We start from the raw sequence: 21,463 nt of genomic DNA on the forward strand, positions 1-21,463 counted from the left end.
ATGGCCGGTTGTGGCTTCCTGCCGCGCCCTCCAATCCGGCCAAACACCGCTTATTGCCTTCAAGTCCTGGCTTCAATGCTGTACCCCGGCCCGAAATTCAAGGAGCCTGCGATGACCTCACATCCCGACATCCCCGACGCCAGCATGGCGGTCGATGCGGCCGGCGTGGCAGCCGATGACCGGCGCGCTCGCGAGGCGGATGCCGCATGGCGGGACGATGTTCGCGAGGGCGTGCGGCAGGTAGGCGATCTGGATTCGCTGCTGCTGTCGCCAGCCGAGCGGGCGGCGGCCAAAGCCGCGGCCACGCGCCACAAGGTTCGCATTCCCAAGGCCTATCTCGACCTGATCGACTGGAACGACCCCGCCGATCCGATACGGCTTCAGGTCATCCCGTCGCCCGACGAACTGGCAGAGCAGGAGGGCGAACTCGACGATCCGATCGCCGACCACGCCTTCAGTCCCGTGCCTAGATTGACGCATCGACATGCCGACCGGGTTCTGTTGTTCCCGACCTATCAATGCGCGGTCTATTGCCGGTTCTGCTTTCGCAAGGAGCAGCTGACCTCGATCGGCCGGGGTTTTTCGCGCGAGGCGCTGGAGCCGGCCTTCGCCTATATCGCGGCCCATCCGGAAATCCGCGAGGTGATCCTGACCGGCGGCGACCCGCTGTCGCTGCCGGACAGGGCGCTGGCGGAAATCCGCGCCCGTGTCGAGGCGATCCAGCATGTGCGGCTGTTGCGCATCCACACTCGCGTACCCGTCGCGCTGCCGTCGCGCGTCACCGGCGGGTTGATTCAAGCCTTGCAGGGCCGGCTGATGGTTACTGTCGTCACCCATTTCAACCATCCACGCGAAATCACGGAGGCGACCGAGCGGGCCTGCCGCACGTTGCGGCAGGGCGGCTTCGTGCTGCTGAACCAGAGCGTTCTGCTGAAAGGCGTGAACGATACGGTCGAGGTGCTGGAAGAGCTGTGCCGCGAGCTGATGTATCGCCTTGGCGTCAAACCCTATTACCTGCACCACGGCGATCTCGTGCGCGGCATGGCGCACCGGCGCACCACGATCGCCGAGGGCCAGGCGCTGGTCAGCGCCTTGCGTGCGCGCCTGTCGGGCATCTGCAATCCCGTCTACGTGCTGGACCTGCCGGACGGCGGAGGGAAAGTCCCGCTCGGCCCGTCCTATCTCGAGGCGCGCGAAGGGGAGACGTGGCGAATACGTGGGCTTGATGGGGCGGTGAGGGCGTATAGGGAGGTTGCTGGGGAGTAGGGGACGCGCAGCCGCTGTCCAAGCCAGCCCACCTTGGTGACCTGACATGCAGCCCTTGATCACGGAAGCATGCGTTAACTGCTGTTCTATTTGGTGCTTGCGCAATTGCTAAAATAGTGAAAACGTTGCCCCGGGGTAATGGGTTAGGGGAGTTCGTCCCGGCTGTTGCGAGTTTCGGGGCGGCGCAGAAAAGTCATGAACTTTCCACAGTTCCTGGTGGGGCTGACCACCACATCGTCCATCGTGGCGATCTCGACTTACTTTGCGACGGGTTCAATCTGGAAGACGCTGGCCTGGACGATCTTGACCTTGATCGTCATGCAGGTTGGATATTTCCTGTTCGTCGTCCGGTTGATCTACGGATCCGGGGCGAAAGGCGCGGCGGCAAAGCCGCGGCGTCTGAGGGCTGTGCCGCCGAACCGTCGAGGTCGCATTCAGCTTATGCAGTAATGTCCCATATAGATATCATGGTCTAGACAGGACATGTTCGGTTCTGGGAATGTGCGTTGGACGTTCCGCTAGTTTAGCCAACTAATATATATCGCCCAACTCATATCGTCGTTTTTGGGCTAGCGGGAAAACCTGCCTGCTGCTTGTACGACTGTGCCTAAGTCCGCATTTTACAACCGGCTGGCAAGCTCCCTTTCGTTGACGCAGCCTAAATCCGGCTGGTGTTTTCGATGGGCGGTTGAGGCTATAAAGCCGTTCAACCGGGCGGCATCGGGATGCATTTCGGCCGGTCGAGAGGGTTGTGGTGATCGACGGAACGCCAAACGTGATCTTGCTGATCGGCAGCGCCCCCGATGTGGTGCGCTGCGCCGCCTGGCCCAAGCAGGCCTTCGGCAAGATCGTCGCCATCAACAACGCCTGGCGCGTGCGGCCGGACTGGGATTTCCTCGTCCATGCCGGCGATTTCCCGGCGGAGCGGATGCCGCAAGGCGGTCCCCTGCAGCAGGCGCAGATCTTCAGCGCCTCGCATTACGTGCCGGCGCAAAACAGCTTTGGCGGCTTCGTCTATGCCGGGGGCACCATGTCGATGACGGCGGCCTACTGGACGATCCACAGTCAGAAGCCGGACGTGCTGGCATTCCTTGGCTGCGACATGATTTACGACCAGCCCGGCAACACGCATTTTTACGGCGTCGGCCGCGCCGATCCGCTGCGCAACGACGTCACCCTGCGCAACCTCGAGGCGAAGTCGGCCCGCCTGCTCATCCATGCGCTTCGGCGCGGCTGCCTGTGCGTCAACCTATCCGACCTGCCGCGCAGCCGGCTGGTCTTCCCGCGGCTGACGCTCGATGAAGTCGGCGCGCTTTCTTCCTCGCGGCTTTCGGAAATGAAGGCCGAGATGCTTGCCGGCCTGCGGCTCGATCAGGCGGAGGAGGCCGACAGGATCGAGAAGGAACTCGGCTATTTCTTCGAGGACGGCATGTACTGGAAGCACCTCGAAAAGCTCGACGAGAAATTCCTGGCCAACATCGACCGGCTGTGGATGGCGGCGGTGAAGGCGAGCTTGAGCAGTCGGCCGAAGCTCCCGATCTCCCCCCTTGTGGCGGGGCAATCGCATTTGGATTCTTACGAAGATGGACCCCCACCCTAACCCTCCCCACAAGGGGGAGGGAATGCTGCCGCGCGCCCTTACTTCCCCTTTTGGCGCCGAAAGGCAGGCAATTTGCCGAGGTCAGCGCCAACGGAAGTCTCCCTCCCCCTTGTGGGGAGGGGTTAGGGGTGGGGGTCCATCGTAGAGCGAAAGCCTCGGCTTTCCATCTGCAATAGCCCTGCCCATTGTGGGGGGAGATCAGCAGTTTCAGTCGTCCGCTTAGCTTTTGGCCGCCGCGAGCTTGTCTTGCGTCCTGGTCTCGAAATCGCTGGCGTCATGGCGCTCGTGCAGTTGCATCGAAGGCTCGCCGAAGGTGCGGTTGACCATGCGGCCGCGCTTGACCGCCGGCCGCGCGTCGATGGCGTCGGCCCAGCGCTGCACGTTCTTGTACTGCTCCACCTGAAGGAACTCGCCGGAATCGTCATACATACGGCCCTTGGCCAGCCCGCCATACCAGGGCCACACCGCAATGTCGGCAATCGTATAGTCGCTGCCGCCTAAATACTCGCTTTCGGCGAGGCGTCGGTCGAGCACGTCCATCTGCCGCTTGGTTTCCATGGCGAAGCGGTCGATGGCATATTCGATCTTCGTCGGCGCATAGGCGTAGAAATGGCCGAAGCCGCCACCGAGATAGGGCGCCGAGCCCATCTGCCAGAACAGCCATGACAGGGTCTCGGCGCGAGCCGGCTGCTCCGTCGGCAGGAATTCGCCGAATTTTTCGGCGAGGTAGAGCAGGATCGAGCCGGATTCGAAGATGCGGACCGGCTTTTTCCCACTGCGATCCATCATGGCCGGGATCTTCGAGTTGGGGTTGACCTCGACGAAGCCGCTGCCGAACTGGTCGCCGTCGTTGATCCTGATAAGCCAGGCGTCGTATTCGGCGCCGCTGTGGCCGAGCGCCAGAAGTTCCTCCAGCATGATCGTCACCTTGACGCCGTTCGGTGTCGCCAGCGAATAAAGCTGCAGCGGATGCTTGCCGACCGGCAGTTTCTTGTCGTGCGTCGGGCCGGCGATCGGCCGGTTGATGCTGGCGAAAGCGCCGCCATTTGCCTTGTTCCAGGTCCAGACTTTTGGCGGCGTGTATTGGTCCGTTGCGTAGTCGTTCATTTGGGAGGCCTTTGGAAGGGTTGGGTTGGGAGGATATCAGATATCAACGTGGGCAATGGCGGAGGAACTTTGCATAGGGCAGCTTGGGATAGCCGTAGGTACAGATAGGGCTGCCGGCGCTGTTGCAAAACCCCGGCGCGAACGGCGCGGCGCCGGTCCACGCCAAAGCCGGCGCCACCTCTTGCGCCTGATCACCTGCGCCATACCTATAGCCCATATCAGCTGCGAACATTGCCAGGAACCAAAGCATGAATATCGAACCCCTTTTGCGATCCATCGTGGCCGTCCGCGCCACCGTGCCAGAGGACGCCTTCACGGCAAATACACTTGGCACCCGCCGCGAGGGCAGTGGCGTGGTCATCCGCGGCGACGGGCTGGTACTCACCATCGGCTATCTCATCACCGAGGCCGAGGAGGTCTGGCTGGCCGACCAGGACGGGCGCGTGGTTCCCGCCCATGCGCTCGCCTACGACCAGGAGTCGGGCTTCGGCCTGGTGCAGGCGCTGGCGCCGCTCGGGCTGCCCGCCATTGCGCTCGGCGATGCGTCCAGGGCCAAGATTGGCGATCCCGTCGTGCTCGCCGACGGCGTCGGCCGCTCCGTGCGGGCGCGGATCGTCACCAAGCAGGAATTCGCCGGCTATTGGGAATATCTGCTCGACGAGGCGATCTTCACGGCGCCGGCTCACCCCTCATGGGGCGGCGCCGGCCTCATCGGCGCGGATGGCAGGCTGCTCGGCATCGGTTCACTGCGCCTGCAGATGAGCCGCAACGGCGAGGTCGCCGACATCAACATGGTGGTGCCGATCGATCTTCTGCCGCCCATCCTCGACGATCTGCTGACGCGCGGGCAGGTCGCCAGGCCGCCGCGGCCGTGGCTCGGCGCCTTCTCGGCCGAGAGCGACGGCAAGGTCGTGGTGATGAGCGTCGCCGAGGGCGGTCCAGCCGCCCAGGCGGGCCTTCGCCAAGGCGATGTCATCTCGGATGTCCGCGACACGGCGGTCGATGGGCTTGCCGATTTTTATCGCAAGCTTTGGAAGAGCGGCCCGGCGGGTGCCGAGATCCCGCTCCGGGTGCTGCGCGATGGCCGCGAAACCTGGCTGCGCGTCAAGTCCGCCGATCGCAACAGCCTGCTGTGGAAGCCGCCGCTGCAGTGAGGCAACCGAAACCTCTCACTCTCCGCAAGCGCTGAAGCCAGTGCCCGGGGTCCATTCCGCGAATGCGATGACCTTGCCTTCGACCGATACGGTCGCTTGCCTGGTGCTGCCGTCCGCCAGCTTCTTGCTGCTTTTGCCCTTGCCGGTCAGCACATTGTAGTCGCAGTCGCCGGCAACATTGTCGTCCATGTAATCCCAATAATCGTAGGCAAAACCGGCGACGACGAACGTGCCGTTGCGCCAGGCGAGCGTCAGCGTCTTGTTGGTCCGCTCGCTGCCGATCTCCATCGCCGGAACATAGAGCTTGATCGAACCGTTGGGGAGCGCGGTGAGTTCGGGCTCGGTGTCGGATGTGGCGGGGCCCGGCCGGTCATAATCCTTCCATTCGCCGTAAATCTGTTCATGCACGACCCCGGCAGGTTTTAGAAAATCGCCATCGCGATCCTTGAGGAAAAAATACATGTCCATGGGATGGCCGGGCTCGGTCTCCACGATCATCGCCAGATCGGCGGCGCCGTCGCTGTTCCAGTCGCCGGTCGCCGCCGTGATGATCTTCTGCGTCTCGATCGGTTCTGCCAGGGCGGCGGCCGGCAGCAGCAGGACCAGACCGAATATTGTCGATCGCATGTAGATCCCCTCGCGCTTGGGCAGGCCTGAGAGCATGCTTCTCAGGAGGCCCGGCTCTGCCGCGTCTCGGAACGGCTCGTCTCGTTGAGCAGCCGGCAGAGCGAAACCGCTTCACGACGGCTCAGGCCGATCAGCGCGATTTGCGAAAATTGCGCCGGCAGATCGTGAACGATGTCCCACACCATCCATCGGCCGTTCGGCTCCATGACACATTCGTAGCGCAATAATTGTTCCTGCATCCGACCCCCCGGCTTTGCTCATCGGACTGGTACAGCGTCGAGGTAAATGAGTTGTTGCGCCGCGAGCGTATTCCGCGGCTGTCAAAACCAGGCGTTGAATCCCCACAAGGGCGAACCCGACAGGTCACGGCTGACGGTGCCGATGCTCTCGACAAGGCAGCAGGGCAGGGACGCTTCCGGCGTGAACGGCGGCCGCCGCCAGAGTTGGATCAGGCGTTGCGGCTCGCCATGTGCGCGTCGAGCTTCCTCCTCGAGGGGCCGTAACGCTTGATGATGGTCGCGGCCTCGCTTTGCGGTATGCCGTATTTGCGGGCAAAGGCAGCGACCTCGTAAGGCTCTTCGCCTGAGACCAGTTTGCGATCCTGCTTGGTCTTGGATTTGTCGTCGGCCATGGCGTCCTCCATCACATCTGGTCGTTATAGGGCTCCTTGGTCCGGCCGACCATCCTGGCCAGTTCGGCAAAGGACGGTACGCCGGTTTCACCCTGGGCATTGTTGGCCGCCTGCAGCAGCCTGAGCGGAAAGCAGACGGCGTCGCGGTTGGATGGCGACATGTCTTCATAGAGACGCTCCTCGCTGGTCATCGCCGCCTCGGCCCGGCGCAACGCCATGTCGACCTCGTCGACCGACAGCAGGCCCTTGTGGACCAGCGCGTTGTTGACGGCCGCGATCGCCATCATCAATCCTTCGAGCTGGAGATTGGCGACGTTCATCGTCTTGCGTCCTTGCCGGGCTTCTTGGCGGTGGCCTTGCCGTCTGGCCGGATCGCTGCGCGCGGCGGGTTCTGGCCCTCCGAATGCAGGGTCCTGTCGTCGAAATCGTCAGCCGGCCTAGTCAATCCCATGCCGCCGGGAGGTGGCTTGTTGCCGGCCGCATCCTGCGAAAATTCGTCGGCCGCGTCGCGGCTCGTCTTTGCCGGATATTTCCTCGCTCCGGTCTCGTAGCGGTTCGGGTCGTCGGCCATGTCCTGTGCTCCCGTTGCAATGAGCAGATAACTTTCATGCGGCGGCAGCGGTTCCGTGGCGAAATCGACCTTGCCGGTGCGCAAGCCTTCGCAATCTGCGACCACGACTACGAGGATTGCCCGAAGCGCAGAACCGATGCCGGACGGCAGAAGCAGACGCCAGGCAACGCGTCCCAGCCCGCAGCCGCGGCTGCAGGGGAAATCGGCTGGCCACCCTGAACCACCCGCCGGTCCGGCCGGCTGCCCCGAAGGTCTTTCCATATCCAGAGGATTGCAATGCCGCCACTATTGTGGGCAAAAGCAGCACGGGCAATCAGGTTGGGGTGGGGTGATGACCGAAACGCAAGGCAATTCAAGCCGTCCGCAGGGCAAGCCGGGGATGGCATCGGGGTCGATCGGTTCCGGCCTGATCGCACTCGTCATCGTGGCGCTCGGCGTCTTTGCGCTGTTTGGATCCTGGTACACGATCGATCAGGGCGACCGCGGCGTGCTTTTGACCAACGGAGCGCTGAGTTCGGTCGTTGATCCCGGACTGCATTTCAAGCTGCCGTGGTTACAGCGTGTCGAGAAGATCAGCCTGCGCCAGCAGGTGCTCAAATGGGGCTGCGAGAACCAGAACGATTGCAGCGGCCTGCCGGCCATGCAGGCCTATTCGCGCGACCAGCAACCGGCCGACATGCGCGTCACCGTCAATTTCCACGTGCCGGCCGCCGAAGTCAGCAACGTCTACACCAATTATGGATCGATCGAGGCACTGGCCGACCGCGTCATTGCCAGGAAAGCACCGCAGGAGATCAAGACGGTGTTCGGCCAGTACGACGCGGTGTCGGTTATCCAGAACCGGGCGAAGTTCAACAAGGACGTCGCCGAGGCCATCGCGGCGGTAACCGACGGCCCGGTGATGATCGACAGCGTGCAGGTCGAGAACATCGACTTCTCCGATGCCTACGAGCAGGCGGTCGAAGCCAGGATGACGGCGCAGGTCGAGGTGCAGAAGCAGGAACAGAACCTGCAGCAGGAAAAGATCAAGGCCGATATCGCCGTCACCCAGGCCAAGGGCCGCGCCGACAGCGTCAAGGCCGAAGCCGAGGCCAGCGCCTACAAGACCAGGGTCGAAGGCGATGCGACCGCGGGCGCCATCAAGGCTCGCGCCGCCGCAATCGCCAACAATCCGCTGCTGGTCGAACTGACCAAGGCGGAGAGATGGAACGGCGAATTGCCGAAGTCGATGATCCCGGGCTCGACCGTACCGTTCCTCGAACTCAGCACGCCTGCCGCAGCATCGAACTGAGGCGCGGCGCAAACCAGATCAGGGCGGCGGCGCGATAGCCGTCCTGGTGCGGTTACGGCTGAAGCACGGCGCCTCGGGCGATTGCTTGCGTTTGACCTAGAAAAGCTGTCAGCAGCTCCATTCCCGCCGGCCAGTCGCCGAGCCCGCTGTCGCCATTGATGTGGCGAAGCGGTCCGGCGATATGGAGATCGCTGCCCCATCGCTCGGATTTCGCCCTGGCATAGTCCAGCGAGCCGTAGGGATCGTTGGTGCTGGCGACAATCAGCGACGGAAAGCGAAGCCGTTGTTGCGGTGCGTCGGCGAAGGCCCGGGCGGAGGAGGGGAAGGCCGGCGACGCAGGGTCCGGAACCGCGACCAGCAACGCGCCGCCGATAGAGCGGGGGGAGATCCGCTGCCAGTGTACGACGAGCAGACAGCCGAGGCTATGGGCGACGAGCACCGGCGGTGTCCTTGCCTGGCATACAGCGGTTTCCAGCGCAGCCACCCAGTCGTCGAGGTTCGGCGCGTCCCAACTCGCCGGGTTGAACCGCCGCATCGCCGGGTTTGCCTGCTGCCAACGTGTCTGCCAGTGGGCTTCGCCCGATCCGCCGATGCCCGGCACAATGATGAAGTCGGTCATGCGAAGCCCTTCTTTCCTGATGCAGCGCGTGCAATTCTAGGTCTTCTCCCAGGTGGCGGAATGAGAGATCATCGGAAAGCAGCGACGAAATCCGATGGATTAAAGGGCGATCATGCGGAACGGCGATTATCGGCCAAGGCTCGACCCCACCGATCTGGCGATCATTGAGATCATGCAGGAGGATGGCCGCATCGGCATCTCCGAGCTTGGCCGCCGCGTCGGACTGTCCCAGCCCGCCACCTCGGAACGGGTGAAGCGGCTGGAGGAGCGCGGCGTCATCACCGGTTACAAGGCGGTGATCAATTCGGCAGCGCTCGGGCTCGGCACCATGGCGGTCATCCGCCTGCGCACCACGCATGAGCATATCCAGGCCTGCCTGAAGAAGTTCGCCCAATTGCCGGAGGTGGTCGAGGTGCTGCGGGTGACCGGCGAGGATTGTTTTCTGGTCAAGGTCGTGGTCCCGTCACCGCCCGATCTTGAAAGCATCGTCGACAGCATCGGCCGGTACGGCACGGTGACGACAAATGTGGTTCTGCGCGCCGAGCAACCGAAGCGGCTGGGACGCGAATTGATGACCAGGGCCTGACTATCGCTTGGTCTGCGCATGCCCGACGGCATTGGCGAACGAGATGCCGCCCTTGATCTCGCGCATCGCCATCGAGGTGATGGTGCGCCGCACGCCGGGCAGCCGGCTGAGCTCCTCGCGCAGCATCCTGTCGAGCGCCATCATGTCGACGGTGACGATCTGCAGGAGATAATCGGCCTCGCCTGTCGTGGCGTGGCAGCGGCGGATCAGCGGATGCTTTTTGACCGCCGCCTCGAAGGCGTCCGACAGTTCGAAATCGATCGACACCTGGATGAAGGCTTCGATGCCGAAGCCGAGCTTGGCTGGGTCGATCAGGGTCGAGTAGCCGCGGATGACGCCGGCGTCCTCAAGCGTCTTGACCCGCTTCCAGCACGGCGTCTTGCTCAAGCCGACCTCGTCGGCGAGCGCGGCAAAGGAGATGCGGGCCTCGCGTTCGAGCGCAGCTATGATCTTCCGGTCGACCGCATCCAGCATCATTCGTTCTTCCTATCCGCTTCAGACGCAGTGTTTGTCCTTCATTTTGCGCTAATCGAATAACAGAAAGGGACAATGTTCGGCAAGAAAGCGATTAGACTCGGGAACGGGATCCAACAAGCGCCTGCGGCCCAACGGCCGCGGCAAGGAGCATGGCCATGGACAAGCAGGATTATTATGCCCGCATCGAAACGCCTGAGATGCGCGACTATGGCGTCTACCTCAAATGCGACAGGCTGCTGGCCTGCCAGAAGCCGCTGGCCGAGATGGTGAATGCCGACGAGCTGCAGTTCCAGATCGTTCATCAGGTCGAGGAGCTGTGGATGAAGCTCATCGCCTATACGCTGGTCGATGTCGTTGATTTCCTGGAAAAGCAGGACACGCATCGCATCGTCACACTGATGGGGCGCGTGCACCGGCTGATGCGGCTGATGACGGCGCAGCTCGACCTGCTCGAAACCATGTCGCCCAAGGAATACCAGCAGATCCGGCTGCAACTCGGCAATGGCAGCGGCCAGGAATCGCCAGGTTTCAAGCAGCTGTTGCGCCTGCCGCCCGATCTGTGGCGGGCCTTCAAGGCGTCGTACCTCGACGACCGCGGCCTTTCGGTCGAGGATGTCTACGATACCGGCTACGATCACGGCGACAGCTATGTCGTTGCCGAAGCGCTGATCGAGTTCGACGAGCTGTTCCAGAAATTCCGTGCCAACCACCTCTATCTCATCCACCGCACGATCGGCCTCGGCGCGAAATCGCTGAAGGGCCGGCCGGTCGAATTGCTGGAAGCCGGCGCCCGCCACCGCTTCTTCCCGGAACTCTGGGACATACGCTGGGCGATGACCGACCGCTGGGGCAGCCAGTATGGAACGGTACGCGAGCCGATCAGCAAGCCGGGGGTCAAGTTGGGGTAGCGCAACCTTTCTTCTCCCCTTGTGGGAGAAGGTGGATCGGCGCGCAGCGCCGAGACGGATGAGGGGTGTTGGACGGAGTGCCGCCGGCGCCAAGCTGGAGCACCCCTCATCCGTCGCCTTCGGCGACACCTTCTCCCACAAGGGGAGAAGGGAAGGCGCCACTTTGGTGCCGGCGCTTGTATCTCTCAGGTTTTTCGGGGGATGATGTCGGGCTTGCGGCTGGTGGTGCGTCCTTGGGGCACAACCACCGTAACTCTTGGGAGGACATCATGACCTTGGAAACCGCTCAATCAACCGTTCAGTCGCCGTGGCAGACCGCGGCAATCCTTATCGCCCGCCTGATCTTCGCCGCCGTCTTCCTGATGGCCGTGATCTTCAAATTCATCGATATCGGCGCCACCGCCGGCTATATCGCGGCGGCTGGATTTCCGTTCCCGCTGTTCCTGGCCTGGTGCGCAGCCCTGCTCGAGGTCGTCCTCGTTCTATGTTTCCTGACTGGCGCCTTCTTCTCATGGGCAGCACTCGTCGCCGGCGCCTATGTGCTGTTCCTCGGCTTCGCCTTCCACGGGCCGTCGCACTGGGCCGGCAACCAGGCGGAGTTCGGCTTCTTCGTCGATCACTTTACCTTCCTGGCCGGGCTGCTGTTTGCCGCCGTGCACGGGCCGGGCCGCGTCCTGGCGCTGAGGCTTGGCAGGGGGTGATGCCAAGCTTGCTGCGGCGGTCATCCTCGGTCGCCGCGTCACATCTGGTCGTTGTAAGATTCCTTGATCTGACCGACCATGCGCGCCAGTTTCGAGAAGGACGGCATGTCCGTCTCCGGCTGACATTGATTGGCCAACTCCAGCAACCGGATCGGGAAGTTGACGGCATCGCGGCTCGACGCCGACATGCCTTCGGACCTTTCCTCGTTGGTCTCGCTGGCTTCGGCCTTGCGCAAGGCGATGTCTATCTCTTCGACGGAGACCACGCCCTTGCGGACCAGGACCTGATTGATCGATGCGATGGCCATCAGCAGGCCTTCGAGTTGCAGATTGGCGACGTTCATGGCTTTTGCTCCCATTGGCTGGGGTTCAAACGCGCGAATGCCTGTTCTGATCCGCGGCTGCGGCTGCTCGTCGGCCGGTGAGATGCCTCGGCAAATGGAGGAAGCGCCAATTGCCGACGCTGCGTTCGCGCCCACAAAGTGGCTGGCGGGTAACGCGAGGCGCCGAAGAGAAATTCGGTTTTTTGTCGCCGCGCCACATTTTGTTCTTGCTTTGTGCCGGCAGCTATGCTACTAATTTGGGTATGGTGCCAATTGGCTCCAACGACCCGCCCGCCGAGGCGGGTTTTTGTTTTTCAGGCTTCTTTTCGATCGAACGTTGCTTGTGTTGCCGGCTGTGAAGTCGGCGGGACAGCGCTCGGGACAGTACCCCCTCTGGCCTGCCGGCCATCTCCCCCTCAAGTGGGGAGATTGGCGGTTTCGGCGCTGCGCTCTTCCTGCAACGTTGGAGATTGGCGAAAGCCGGCGCGAAAGCCGATTTCCCCCCAAGTGGGGGAGATGTCCGGCGGGACAGAGGGGGGCGCGAAGGAATGCAGCCTAGCGGTCTTCTTGGAAGGTCAATCGGGAGGCGGACAAGGCGAGGCGCTGAACGGAATTCGCATTTTTCTGCCGCCGCGCGCCACATTTTGTTCTTGCTTTGTGCCGGCAGCTATGCTACTAATCTGGGTATGGTGCCAATTGGCTCCAACGACCCGCCCGCCGAGGCGGTTTTTTTGTTTCAGGCCGGTTTGGAGACGATCACGGCGAGCGACGCGAGTTTTCCGTCACTCAGGCTTCGGATGTAGTTGCGGCGGCGCTGCAGGAATTCCGCGCCCATGACGACTTCATTTGCCTGCTGCTGCGCCGGCGAGGGCACGATGCCGGAATTGGCTCTCTTCAGCGCCAGCTCAACATGTTCGCCGGTTTCGTCGACGATTTCGTCGATGCGAAATCCGGCATCGACAAACAGGGTTTTCAATTTTTCCCGATCGGCGAGGTGGCTGGTCGCCGCAGAAACCGCCCAGGGCATGGGATAGTAGGGCTCGCCGCCGGCGAGCACGGCTTCGGTCCAGATCAGCCTGCCTCGCGGTTTCAGCACGCGCCAGGCCTCGTCGATGACCGAGGCTTTGTTCTCGATGTTCATGCCCACATAGAAGCAGATCGCCGCATCGAAGGTGCTGTCGCCAAAAGGCAGTTTCGTTGCGTCGGCCTGATGGAAGCGAACTTTGTCTGCCAGTCCGCTGAGTGCGGTCAGTCGGCTCGACGCGGCGACAAAGGCTGGTGTCAGGTCGATGCCGTCGACCTCGCAGCCATAGGCCGAGGCCAGAAACCTTGCCGGCCCGCCAATGCCGCTGCCGATATCCAGGATTCGATCTGTCGGCGAAGGAGCAAGACGGGCCGCATGCTCCTGCGTGGCGGTCAGCTCGCGGCCATGGAACTGATCGAACGGATAGAGTTGCGCGGCCGCGAGTTTGCCGGCCGGGTCGGCGTCCGGGATCGCGGCCAATATGCGATCGACGATGCCGTCGCTGCCCTCGCTGCCGTAGTGACTGGTGACATTGCCCATGACGCGTTCCCCTCAAGCGCAACCACCATCCCATCAACGCAAGTCTCACGCAATGCCCCGCCTTTTTCGCCCCTCTTTCCATCCGTTCACCGACGGGGATGCGAGGTCGGCAGCGCATTTTTCTGCCGCCGCGCCACATTTTGTTCTTGCTTTGTGCCGGCAGCTATGCTACTAATTTCGGTATGGTGCTAATTGGCTCCAACGACCCGCCCGTCGAGGCGGGTTTTTCATTTCGGGCTCCTGTTCGACCGAATGTTGCGTGTGCTGCCGAGGTATGTCGGCGCGAATGAACGCGACCGACTATCCCGGTCCGCAATCACCTATCGTCCATAGATTTCCCAACGCGCCCGTGCGCCCACTTCAGAGAACATCCCCATGTCCAACCGTTACGCCACCATCATCACCGACGATGACGGCCGCGAGGTCGTCAGCGCCATTGGCGAGTTTGCCGGCGCCGCACCCTACGCACGCCATGGCCGCTTCGAGCAGGTCGCCGCCGGCGTGCGGATCGGCATGGTGCGCGGCGGTACCGTCGATGCGGTCGGCGGCTTCGGCTTCCCGTCGGAAGCACTCGACGGCAACGCGGTGGCAATTCTCAGGGCAAGGCTGAACGCCTTGCCTGACGCCGCTGCGATGAAGCCCGGCACGACGACTGATGCGAAACCCGCAAGCCAGCCGCGGAAGCCGAAGTCGGCACGCGCCGGCAAGAAGGCCAGGCCGCGCAGGCGCATCGTGCGGCCAGGCAACAAGAAGCCGATGTCCGCCGGGACGGCGGAGTAGGGCATGGCCAAGGCTCCTTCTACCGGCGATCCGCAGCCGCACGATCAAGCACCCGGCAGCCGAACCAGGCGGCCGAAGAAGACGCTGGCTGACGGCTTTCTCGAAGCGATCCGCGCTGATTTTCGCGCCCATGGCGCCGGCGTCATCGCCGAGGTGCGCGCCGAAAAGCCCGATCAGTATCTGAAGCTCGTGCTGTCGGTGCTGCCCAAGGATATTAGTGTCAACATCAACAATCTGGATGCATTGAGCGATGACGAAATCAGGCAGCGCATCCGCGGCCTCGAAGCCGTCCTTAGGCCGTTCCTCGAGAAGCCGGGCTTCGCAAAAGGCCTCGCAGAGCCGGGCGGCAAGGACGGAATATCTCAGCCTGCTGGCGGAGCTGGACCGCAGGCGCCGCACTAACCAGCTTGCCGCCTATCGGCCCTATCCCCGGCAGGCCGAGTTCCACGCCGCTGGAGCTACCAATCGCGAGCGCCTGTTCATGGCCGGCAACCAGCTCGGCAAGACCAGGGCCGGCGGCGCCGAGTGGGCGATGCATCTCACCGGCCGCTATCCAGATTGGTGGCAAGGCAAGGTTTTCGATTGTCCGGTTCGGATGTGGGCGGCCGGCGTCACCGGCGAAAGCACGCGCGACAACCCGCAGCGCATCCTGATCGGCCCGCCGCAGCAGCAGGCGGCCTGGGGCACCGGCATGATCCCGGCCGACGCCCTCGTCAGCACGATGGCGGGGCGGGCGCCGGGCGCGCTCGACAGCGTCGTGGTGCGCTGGGGCGGCGGCGGCGACGTCCAGGCCGGCGAATCGGTGCTGTCGTTCAAGAGCTACGAGAAGGGCCGCGAGAAATGGCAGGGCGAAACACTGCACGGCGTCTGGTTCGACGAGGAACCGCCGCTCGACATCTATTCCGAAGGGCTGACCCGCACCAACGCCACCGGCGGCATCACCATCGTCACCTTCACGCCGCTGCTCGGCATGAGCGATGTGGTGCTGCTGTTCTTGTCTGCGGGGGAGGTGGGAGGGATGGGGAGGGGGTGAGGCAAGTTCAGGAAAGAAGCATTCGCTCTTCTCATCCGTTGCGTTCCTTCGCGCCCCCCTCTGTCCTGCCGGACATCTCCCCCACGAGGGGGGAGATTGGCAATTTCACCGGCCGCGCTTTGCAGTCGACGTTGGAGGTTGGCGAAAGCTGGAGTGGCATCCGATCTCCCCCCTTGTGGGGGAGATGTCCGGCAGGACAGAGAGGGGCGCTGTCCCGCCATCGGAAAGTTCTTTGTCAAACAGCACCATACGTCCAGCGCCTGCCACCACGATTCAATGCCGCGAGGGCGCACAATGACCCGCCACGTCACCTTCATGACCATCGACGATGCCGGGCATTATACGCCGCAGCAGCGCGCCGAGATCATTGCCGCCTATCCGGCGCATGAGCGTGAGGCGCGGGCCAAGGGCATTCCGGTGCTCGGCTCCGGCCGCATCTTTCCGGTGGCCGAGGAGCTGATCGCCTGCGAGCCGTTCCCGCTGCCGCGCTATTGGCCGCGGCTCGGGGCCCTCGATTTCGGCTGGGACCATCCCTCGGCGGCGGTCGAGCTCGCCTGGGATACGGAGGCCGATGTCGTCTATGTCACAAAGGCCTGCCGGGCTTCGCAGCAGACGCCCGCCATGCAGGCGCTGACCTTGAAACCATGGGGCGAATGGCTGCCTTGGGCATGGCCGCGCGACGGCCGCCGCGAGACGCTGGAAGGTGCCGGCACCGCACTGGCGAAGCAATATTCCGCACACGGGCTGAACATGCTCGCCAGCCATGCGCAGTTCGCCGACGGTTCGGTCTCGGTCGAAGCCGGGCTGATGGAGATGCTCGACCGCATGCATTCAGGCCGCTTCAAGGTGTTTGCGACGCTTTTGCCGTGGTTCGAGGAGTTCCGGCTCTATCACCGCAGGGACGGCCAGGTGGTGAAGCTGCGCGACGATTTGATGGCGGCGACCCGCTACGGCGTGATGATGCTGAGGGAGGCGCAGGTCGACCCGGCGGTGTTCAAGGCCGCGCGGCGCAAGGCCGGGCAGGCCGATCCGCTGGGGGCGTTTCGGTGAGGAAAATCGGGAGGGAGGCAATGCGCTCCGGCTCCGATTGGAAAACTGTAGTGAACGTCCGTGGACGTGGTGTAGCATCGAATGATCCCGCTCAAGGGACGCATCGGCGTGGCCTCACGGGGGCGTTCGCCGATAGGGGAGGCTCAGATGCAAGACGGAATTTCTCCAGACCACATACTGCAAATTGGCTTTGGGTTCTGGCCAGCCAAGACATTGTTGAGCGCCGTGGAACTGGGACTCTTCTCGCTGCTTGCGGACGGCCCCAAAACGGGCCTCGAACTGCAAGGCGCGATGGGGCTGCATCCGCGCGCAACGTATGATTTTCTCGACACCCTCGTCGCGCTCGGATTGCTGCAGAGGGACGGCGCCGGTGAAACCGGCAAATACGGCAATACGCCATCGACCGCGCTGTTCCTGGTCAAGCGGAGCCCCCAATACATCGGTGGAATCCTTGAGATGGCGAACGCACGACTGTATCGGTTCTGGGGCGATCTCACACCGGCATTGCAAACCGGAAAGCCTCAAAACGAGATCAAGGAGACAGGCAAGTCGATGTTCGGCGAGCTCTATGCGGACCCGGCGCGCCTGGAGCAGTTCATGGACGCGATGAGCGGCATCTCCATGGGCAATTTCACGGCGTTTGCCGAGAAATTCGACTTTTCCAAATATAAGACGCTGGCCGATATAGGCGGCGCAACCGGGCAGCTTTCGGCCATCGTCGCGGCGCGGCATCCGCATATGCAATGCCGGACGTGCGATCTCGCCGATGTGCAGCCGATCGCCGAACGGCGCTTGAGGGAGCGCAATCTCGGCGGCCGGGTCATCGCCGAGACGATCGACTTTTTCGCGGACGAATTCCCCAAGGCGGACATCATCACGATGGGAATGATCCTTCACGACTGGAATCTCGAGAACAAGAAAATGCTGATCGCCAAGGCCTACCGTGCATTGCCGACCGGTGGCGCGCTGGTCGCCATCGAGAACATCATCGACGACGAACGCAGGCAAAACGGCTTCGGTCTCATGATGTCGCTGAACATGCTGATCGAATTTGGCGAGGCGTTTGACTTCACCGGCGCCCAGTTCACCGAGTGGTGCAAAGAGGCAGGGTTTAGTCGCTGCGAGATTATTCCGTTGGCGGGACCTGCAAGCGCAGCAGTGGCTTACAAGTAGAGGCTTGGCACCCGCGCGCAGTTCGCCGGCGGTTCGGTGGCGGTCGGGCCGATGCTTGGCCGCATGCAATCAAGCCGCTTCAAGATGGTTTCGACGCTTTTGCCCTGGTTCGAGGAGTTCCGTCTCTATCATCGCAGGGACGGCCAAGTGGTGAAGCTGCGCCACGATCTGATGGCCGCGACCCGCTACGGCGTGATGATGCTGAGGGAGGCGCAGGTCGACCCGGCGATGTTCAAGGCCGCGCGGCGGAAGGCTGGGCAGAGCGATCCGCTGGGGGCGTTTCGGTGAGGAAGTGCCGAAAAGCTTAGCCGGGCTCCTTAGCCCATTCGCCGCCGCTGCCATGATAGGTCTCTGCGGAGAGCAAGAAAACCTGTGCGCAGGTCGTGCACCGAAAGCGGTAACGAAGCAGATCGTCCCATGGTCCATCCGGGTTGAGATCCGAAAACGGGATGACACTCGACATAGGACCACCCGGTACTTCCTGCAGAATACCGTCGCGTATGGCCTCTTTGGCCATCGTGATCGCCGCCGCGAGACGACCGGTGCTAAAGATCGTACGGGTCTCCTCGATCGGCGCGCAGTTACTACAAGTCATGCGCTTGTTCCCATAGGTACATCCACAAGTCACAGGCCAAGGAAATCCAGACGGCAAAGAGAGTCAATCTAGCTTGGCGCCTCGTTTCCCTAGAGCCTTTCACGTTTTGATGGAAGCGTAGCCGGCGTTTGCGAAGTAGTTGTTGCATTCGGTTGCCTCGATCGTTTCAACGAGGTGGCCGATGTGGCGCCAAGTGTCCTCGACGGTACGTTTCTGAGCTTGGCGCATCCAGTATTTGATTTTGGCAAAGGCCGCTCGATCGGATTGAGGTCTGGGGAGTAGGGCGGTAGGTACCAAAGCCTGGCGCCGGCCGCCTTGATCATCTGCCTGATGGCCGCCGACTTGTGACTTCCCAGATTATCCATGACGACGATGTCGCCGGGTTTCAGCACGGTGATGAGCTGCTGCTCGACATAGGCGCGGAAGCATTGGCCGTTGATTGGCCCGTCGAAGACGCAAGGTGCCGCGAGCCTATCGCAGCGCAGCGCGCCGAGGAAGGTCAGCGTGCGCCAGTGGCCGTGCGGGGCCAAGCCGCGCAGCCGCTCGCCCTTCGGCCCCCAACCGCGCAGCGGAGCCATGTTGGTCTTGATCCAGGTCTCGTCGATGAAGACCAGATGCTGCGGATCGAGGCCGGCCTGCCAAGAGCGCCATCGCTGACGCCTGCGGGCAATATCAGCGCGCGCCTGCTCAAGGGCGAACAGCGTTTTTTTTGAAGCTCAGGCCCTCGCGCCTCAAGAACATCCAGACCGCGTTGTGCGAGACCTTGACCCCGCGTGCGGCCAACTCATCCTTCAGACCATGCAGTGTCAGATGCGGCGTCTCACGCACACGCGCCTCGATGAAGGCACGGTGCGGCTCCAGCACCCTCTTGCGATGTCCGCCCATCTTGCCAGGCGCAACCGAGCCAGTCGCCCGATGGCGCTGCAACAACTTCACCGCCGCCGAAACCGAAATGCCGAACCGTTTCGCGGCCGACCGGCGGCTCTCGCCACCCAAAACCGCCGCTACAACACGTTCGCGAAGATCATCCGAAAGAGGTCGCGTCATCCGATGCTGGCCTCCACTCCAGCCAGCATCTTGAATCACAAAACCGACTGATCCGGAATCCCCTTCGATTCCGTCAAATCAGGAACCGCTCTAGGGCTCTCCGCTTCGCAGCGTGCCGGAAGTGACCCAACATGATCCTCCGCATCATTCCCGCCACTTTGCGCGACCTCTCCTACATCGCTGCCAACCTCCGGCTCGAGGACCGCGCCGAGATCGATTGCCAGTTCGACCACTGGTCGCCGGCGCTGCTGGCGTTGACGGCGCTGCAGGGGTTTGCCTATGTCGCCGAGCTCGACGGCAATCCGGAGGCCGGCTTCGGCGCTGCCGAGCAGCGCAGCGGGCTGTGGATCGCCTGGAGCTGGGGCACGCGCCGCATGAGGCGCTGCGTCCCTGGGATTACGGAATTCTTTCAGGCCGTGCTCGGGCCTGAAGTTGCCGCGCGCGGCGCCTGGCGTGTCGAGGCCCGCGCCTTGGCGGCCAATCAACTAGCGCTGCGCTGGCTTGCCCGGCTGGGCGCGACGCAACGCTGCCGCCTGCCGGGCTATGGCCGGAACGGCGAGGATTTTCTGCTCTACGACTGGACAAGAGCCTCTCACTTTGGAGAAAACCATGTGCCTTTTTCAAAAGCCGCCGGCGCTGAAGCCGTTGCCGCCGACACCGACCATTGCCGATAAGGACGTGCAGGCGCGCGAAGCCGCCTTGCGGGCCCAGCTTGCGGCCAATGATGGCACCGCCGGAACCGTGAAGACCGATTTGTCGCCCAGTGAGCTCACCGGCCAGCGCCGCGTGCTGCTGGGGGTGTGACATGGGCGCCATGAGAAGAGTGTTCCGCAACCGGGTGCTGGCTTGGTGGTACTGGCGCCGGCACGCGCGGTTGGTGAAGAAGAGGTAGACGGGAGCTTGCCTGCCGGGATCGCGTAAGCCGCGATCCTTCGCGCCCCGGGTGTTCAAGTGCATGCCTCTACAATTGCCCTCAGATGTTCCGCCTTTTCCGTAACAACCGAGCGCAAATCGTGTTCCTTCCGCACGGTTGACATTCCTCCCTCAGCCGCCATGCTGCATTGCAACATGGCCATCGAGGAGTTCGGCATGACAGAAGCCGGGTCATCGCGCATCGAGTGCCTGGACGGGCTTCGGGCGCTCGCCGCGATCTGGGTACTCATCGGGCACTGCTTGTTGTTGACCGGCTGGCAGATTCCTATTCTTGGCGAACCGGACCTCGGCGTCGATCTGTTCATCATGCTGTCCGGCTTCCTGATGGTGTTCCATTACCAGCTGCGCCAGGACAACGAGCCCTGGCAAAGGCCGGAAACCTGGCTGAAATTCTGGACCCGCCGCTACTTCAGGATAGCGCCGCTGTTCTACGTCATGCTGTTCGTTGCCCTGGCGCTTGGCCCCTATCTCTACGGGTCGAGAATGGTCATCGACGAGTTCCTGCTGAGGTCGCCGCAGGCGCCCGAGCGTTATCTCGACAGCGGCCTGAAGAATATCGGCGCCCATCTGCTGTTCCTGTTCGGCCTGGTGCCGAATTTCGCCTATCGCACGCCGCTGCCCGACTGGAGCCTGGGCTTGGAGATGCAGTTCTACGCGCTGTTTCCGGCCATCATGCTGCTGGTGCGCAGGCTTGACTGGCTATGGGCGGCCATCCTGACCGCCGCGATCGGCAGCGCGATGGTGTTCTTGATGGGGCAGTTGTCGGTGCATTTTCCGATGCCGTCGTTCCTGCCGTTGAAGATGCAGATTTTCCTGTGCGGGATGCTGCTGGCGGGTGTCGTCCATCAAAGGCAGAAGCGGCCCTTCGTGCATCTGGCACTGGCCATGCTGCTGGCGGCGCTGCCCTTCGGCGGCGGCTATGGGCTGGGCAAGCTGTTGATGCGCGAAGCGCTCGTCCTGGGGTTCTTTGCCCTGGTTCTCTACCGGATGCTGCCGGGAATGGCGGGCATCGTGGCCAGAAAGATCGCCATGACGCTCGCCAACAGGTTCTTTCATTTGATGGGTGAGCTTTCCTTCAGCATCTATTTGATCCATCTGCTGGTTCTCCAGCCGGTGGCGGCTCTGGTCATCACCCAGTTCGGTCACGAATTGTCGTCGCCGCTGCGCTTCGCGGTCGTCACTGTCGTCGTCTTGCCGGTGGTGTGCCTGCTGTCCTGGATCACCTATACGCTGATCGAAGTGCCCGGCCAGAAGATGGGCCGTTTCGTGGTGCAGCGCTTTGGGCGCAAAGCCGCGCTGGAGACGACGCCGGCGGAATAAGGCGCTGCCGATCTCCCCCCTTGAGGGGGAGATGTCGCCGAAGGCGACAGAGGGGGTCGCCGATCCACGCGAGACGACCCCATCTGTCCTACCGGACATCTCCCCCT

The 21,463-nt window shown here is 62.9% G+C and carries 27 protein-coding genes and 2 pseudogenes; 18 read left to right on the plus strand and 11 right to left on the minus strand.

Annotation, left to right across the window (positions count from 1 at the left end; all coding sequences use genetic code 11):
* The first annotated feature begins 144 nt into the window (after window positions 1-144).
* The 3 genes from NKH93_RS08295 (at window position 145) to NKH93_RS08305 (ending at window position 2,866) form a co-directional block, all read left to right on the plus strand.
* The gene (locus tag NKH93_RS08295) at window positions 145-1,266 is read left to right on the plus strand and encodes a KamA family radical SAM protein (RefSeq protein ID WP_502896442.1); all 1,122 of its coding nucleotides are present in this window, start codon (window positions 145-147) and stop codon (window positions 1,264-1,266) included.
* A gap of 195 nt (window positions 1,267-1,461) precedes the next feature.
* On the plus strand, window positions 1,462-1,716 hold the full coding sequence (locus tag NKH93_RS08300) for an exopolysaccharide production repressor protein (RefSeq protein WP_352472098.1): 255 nt from the start codon (window positions 1,462-1,464) through the stop codon (window positions 1,714-1,716).
* A 325-nt stretch (window positions 1,717-2,041) separates the two neighbouring features.
* Complete coding sequence (locus tag NKH93_RS08305; protein ID WP_352490956.1) at window positions 2,042-2,866, plus strand: hypothetical protein; 825 nt, start codon at window positions 2,042-2,044, stop codon at window positions 2,864-2,866.
* A gap of 219 nt (window positions 2,867-3,085) precedes the next feature.
* Here NKH93_RS08305 and yghU read toward each other — a convergent pair whose 3' ends face one another.
* Window positions 3,086-3,973 carry a glutathione-dependent disulfide-bond oxidoreductase gene (yghU, locus tag NKH93_RS08310; RefSeq protein ID WP_352685185.1) on the minus strand — a complete coding sequence of 296 codons (888 nt, stop codon included), beginning with the start codon at window positions 3,971-3,973 and terminating at the stop codon, window positions 3,086-3,088.
* 248 nt (window positions 3,974-4,221) lie between these two features.
* Here yghU and NKH93_RS08315 point away from each other — a divergent pair, with 248 nt between their 5' ends.
* A complete protein-coding gene (locus tag NKH93_RS08315; protein ID WP_023675699.1) occupies window positions 4,222-5,127 on the plus strand; it encodes a S1C family serine protease in 906 nt (301 codons plus the stop codon).
* A 15-nt stretch (window positions 5,128-5,142) separates the two neighbouring features.
* Here NKH93_RS08315 and NKH93_RS08320 read toward each other — a convergent pair whose 3' ends face one another.
* The 5 genes from NKH93_RS08320 to NKH93_RS08340 all read right to left on the minus strand — a co-directional run bounded on the left by NKH93_RS08320 (window position 5,143) and on the right by NKH93_RS08340 (window position 7,061).
* Entirely contained in the window at window positions 5,143-5,754 is a 612-nt protein-coding gene (locus NKH93_RS08320) for a hypothetical protein (RefSeq protein ID WP_352780813.1), read from the minus strand.
* Window positions 5,755-5,795: 41 nt separating this feature from the next.
* Window positions 5,796-5,993 (minus strand): hypothetical protein, encoded by a 198-nt coding sequence (locus tag NKH93_RS08325; RefSeq protein WP_352472094.1) that lies wholly within the window; start codon window positions 5,991-5,993, stop codon window positions 5,796-5,798.
* A 209-nt stretch (window positions 5,994-6,202) separates the two neighbouring features.
* Window positions 6,203-6,385, minus strand: a complete 183-nt coding sequence (locus tag NKH93_RS08330) for a DUF3606 domain-containing protein (protein WP_023675702.1) — start codon at window positions 6,383-6,385, stop codon at window positions 6,203-6,205.
* Window positions 6,386-6,396: 11 nt separating this feature from the next.
* Window positions 6,397-6,705, minus strand: a complete 309-nt coding sequence (locus NKH93_RS08335; protein ID WP_352472092.1) for a hypothetical protein — start codon at window positions 6,703-6,705, stop codon at window positions 6,397-6,399.
* Window positions 6,702-7,061, minus strand: a complete 360-nt coding sequence (locus NKH93_RS08340; RefSeq protein WP_352820019.1) for a hypothetical protein — start codon at window positions 7,059-7,061, stop codon at window positions 6,702-6,704. The genes NKH93_RS08335 and NKH93_RS08340 overlap by 4 nt, the downstream gene beginning before the upstream one ends.
* A 226-nt stretch (window positions 7,062-7,287) precedes the next feature.
* Here NKH93_RS08340 and NKH93_RS08345 point away from each other — a divergent pair, with 226 nt between their 5' ends.
* Window positions 7,288-8,247 (plus strand): prohibitin family protein, encoded by a 960-nt coding sequence (locus tag NKH93_RS08345; protein WP_352465360.1) that lies wholly within the window; start codon window positions 7,288-7,290, stop codon window positions 8,245-8,247.
* 52 nt (window positions 8,248-8,299) lie between these two features.
* On the opposite strand, the gene NKH93_RS08350 is transcribed toward NKH93_RS08345, so the two are convergent.
* Entirely contained in the window at window positions 8,300-8,866 is a 567-nt protein-coding gene (locus NKH93_RS08350) for an RBBP9/YdeN family alpha/beta hydrolase (RefSeq protein ID WP_352820018.1), read from the minus strand.
* A gap of 112 nt (window positions 8,867-8,978) precedes the next feature.
* On the opposite strand from NKH93_RS08350, the gene NKH93_RS08355 reads away from it, so the two are divergent.
* Window positions 8,979-9,452, plus strand: coding sequence for an Lrp/AsnC family transcriptional regulator (locus tag NKH93_RS08355; RefSeq protein ID WP_352472087.1), 474 nt, complete (start codon window positions 8,979-8,981; stop codon window positions 9,450-9,452).
* On the opposite strand, the gene NKH93_RS08360 is transcribed toward NKH93_RS08355, so the two are convergent.
* Window positions 9,453-9,929, minus strand: a complete 477-nt coding sequence (locus tag NKH93_RS08360; protein WP_352920166.1) for an Lrp/AsnC family transcriptional regulator — start codon at window positions 9,927-9,929, stop codon at window positions 9,453-9,455.
* Window positions 9,930-10,084: 155 nt separating this feature from the next.
* Between NKH93_RS08360 and NKH93_RS08365 the strand changes: the two genes are divergently transcribed.
* Together NKH93_RS08365 and NKH93_RS08370 are read left to right on the plus strand one after the other, a co-directional pair.
* Window positions 10,085-10,837, plus strand: a complete 753-nt coding sequence (locus NKH93_RS08365; RefSeq protein WP_352816944.1) for a tryptophan 2,3-dioxygenase family protein — start codon at window positions 10,085-10,087, stop codon at window positions 10,835-10,837.
* A gap of 269 nt (window positions 10,838-11,106) precedes the next feature.
* Window positions 11,107-11,538, plus strand: coding sequence for a DoxX family protein (locus NKH93_RS08370; protein ID WP_352816941.1), 432 nt, complete (start codon window positions 11,107-11,109; stop codon window positions 11,536-11,538).
* A gap of 38 nt (window positions 11,539-11,576) precedes the next feature.
* Here NKH93_RS08370 and NKH93_RS08375 read toward each other — a convergent pair whose 3' ends face one another.
* A complete protein-coding gene (locus tag NKH93_RS08375) occupies window positions 11,577-11,882 on the minus strand; it encodes a hypothetical protein (RefSeq protein WP_352920162.1) in 306 nt (101 codons plus the stop codon).
* Window positions 11,883-11,992: 110 nt separating this feature from the next.
* Here NKH93_RS08375 and NKH93_RS08380 point away from each other — a divergent pair, with 110 nt between their 5' ends.
* Window positions 11,993-12,220: a hypothetical protein gene (locus NKH93_RS08380; RefSeq protein WP_352920160.1), complete on the plus strand. Its 228-nt coding sequence runs from the start codon at window positions 11,993-11,995 to the stop codon at window positions 12,218-12,220.
* 377 nt (window positions 12,221-12,597) lie between these two features.
* Here NKH93_RS08380 and NKH93_RS08385 read toward each other — a convergent pair whose 3' ends face one another.
* Window positions 12,598-13,425, minus strand: coding sequence for a class I SAM-dependent methyltransferase (locus tag NKH93_RS08385; RefSeq protein ID WP_352920157.1), 828 nt, complete (start codon window positions 13,423-13,425; stop codon window positions 12,598-12,600).
* 375 nt (window positions 13,426-13,800) lie between these two features.
* On the opposite strand from NKH93_RS08385, the gene NKH93_RS08390 reads away from it, so the two are divergent.
* The 6 genes and pseudogenes from NKH93_RS08390 to NKH93_RS08415 all read left to right on the plus strand — a co-directional run bounded on the left by NKH93_RS08390 (window position 13,801) and on the right by NKH93_RS08415 (window position 17,749).
* Complete coding sequence (locus tag NKH93_RS08390) at window positions 13,801-14,205, plus strand: hypothetical protein (protein WP_352920154.1); 405 nt, start codon at window positions 13,801-13,803, stop codon at window positions 14,203-14,205.
* 3 nt (window positions 14,206-14,208) lie between these two features.
* On the plus strand, window positions 14,209-14,607 hold the full coding sequence (locus NKH93_RS08395; protein WP_352920151.1) for a hypothetical protein: 399 nt from the start codon (window positions 14,209-14,211) through the stop codon (window positions 14,605-14,607).
* Window positions 14,573-15,202: pseudogene (locus NKH93_RS08400) on the plus strand (terminase large subunit domain-containing protein); the annotation flags it as partial. The gene NKH93_RS08395 and the pseudogene NKH93_RS08400, both read left to right, overlap by 35 nt.
* A 189-nt stretch (window positions 15,203-15,391) precedes the next feature.
* Window positions 15,392-16,288 (plus strand): phage terminase large subunit family protein, encoded by an 897-nt coding sequence (locus NKH93_RS08405; protein WP_502896439.1) that lies wholly within the window; start codon window positions 15,392-15,394, stop codon window positions 16,286-16,288.
* 147 nt (window positions 16,289-16,435) lie between these two features.
* Window positions 16,436-17,461, plus strand: coding sequence for a methyltransferase (locus NKH93_RS08410; RefSeq protein WP_352969822.1), 1,026 nt, complete (start codon window positions 16,436-16,438; stop codon window positions 17,459-17,461).
* Window positions 17,462-17,497: 36 nt separating this feature from the next.
* Window positions 17,498-17,749 carry a hypothetical protein gene (locus tag NKH93_RS08415; protein ID WP_352920147.1) on the plus strand — a complete coding sequence of 84 codons (252 nt, stop codon included), beginning with the start codon at window positions 17,498-17,500 and terminating at the stop codon, window positions 17,747-17,749.
* Between the two features lie 406 nt (window positions 17,750-18,155).
* On the opposite strand, the pseudogene NKH93_RS08420 reads toward NKH93_RS08415, so the two are convergent.
* Window positions 18,156-19,139 (minus strand): annotated as a pseudogene (locus NKH93_RS08420) (IS630 family transposase).
* A 95-nt stretch (window positions 19,140-19,234) separates the two neighbouring features.
* On the opposite strand from NKH93_RS08420, the gene NKH93_RS08425 reads away from it, so the two are divergent.
* The 3 genes from NKH93_RS08425 (at window position 19,235) to NKH93_RS08435 (ending at window position 21,356) form a co-directional block, all read left to right on the plus strand.
* Window positions 19,235-19,777 (plus strand): hypothetical protein, encoded by a 543-nt coding sequence (locus NKH93_RS08425; protein ID WP_352920145.1) that lies wholly within the window; start codon window positions 19,235-19,237, stop codon window positions 19,775-19,777.
* A 4-nt stretch (window positions 19,778-19,781) separates the two neighbouring features.
* On the plus strand, window positions 19,782-19,907 hold the full coding sequence (locus NKH93_RS08430; RefSeq protein ID WP_352906155.1) for a hypothetical protein: 126 nt from the start codon (window positions 19,782-19,784) through the stop codon (window positions 19,905-19,907).
* Between the two features lie 285 nt (window positions 19,908-20,192).
* The gene (locus NKH93_RS08435; protein ID WP_352920142.1) at window positions 20,193-21,356 is read left to right on the plus strand and encodes an acyltransferase family protein; all 1,164 of its coding nucleotides are present in this window, start codon (window positions 20,193-20,195) and stop codon (window positions 21,354-21,356) included.
* Window positions 21,357-21,463 lie beyond the last annotated feature (107 nt).

The sequence above is a fragment of the Mesorhizobium sp. M0954 genome (genome assembly GCF_040319155.1).
Lineage (GTDB): Bacteria > Pseudomonadota > Alphaproteobacteria > Rhizobiales > Rhizobiaceae > Mesorhizobium.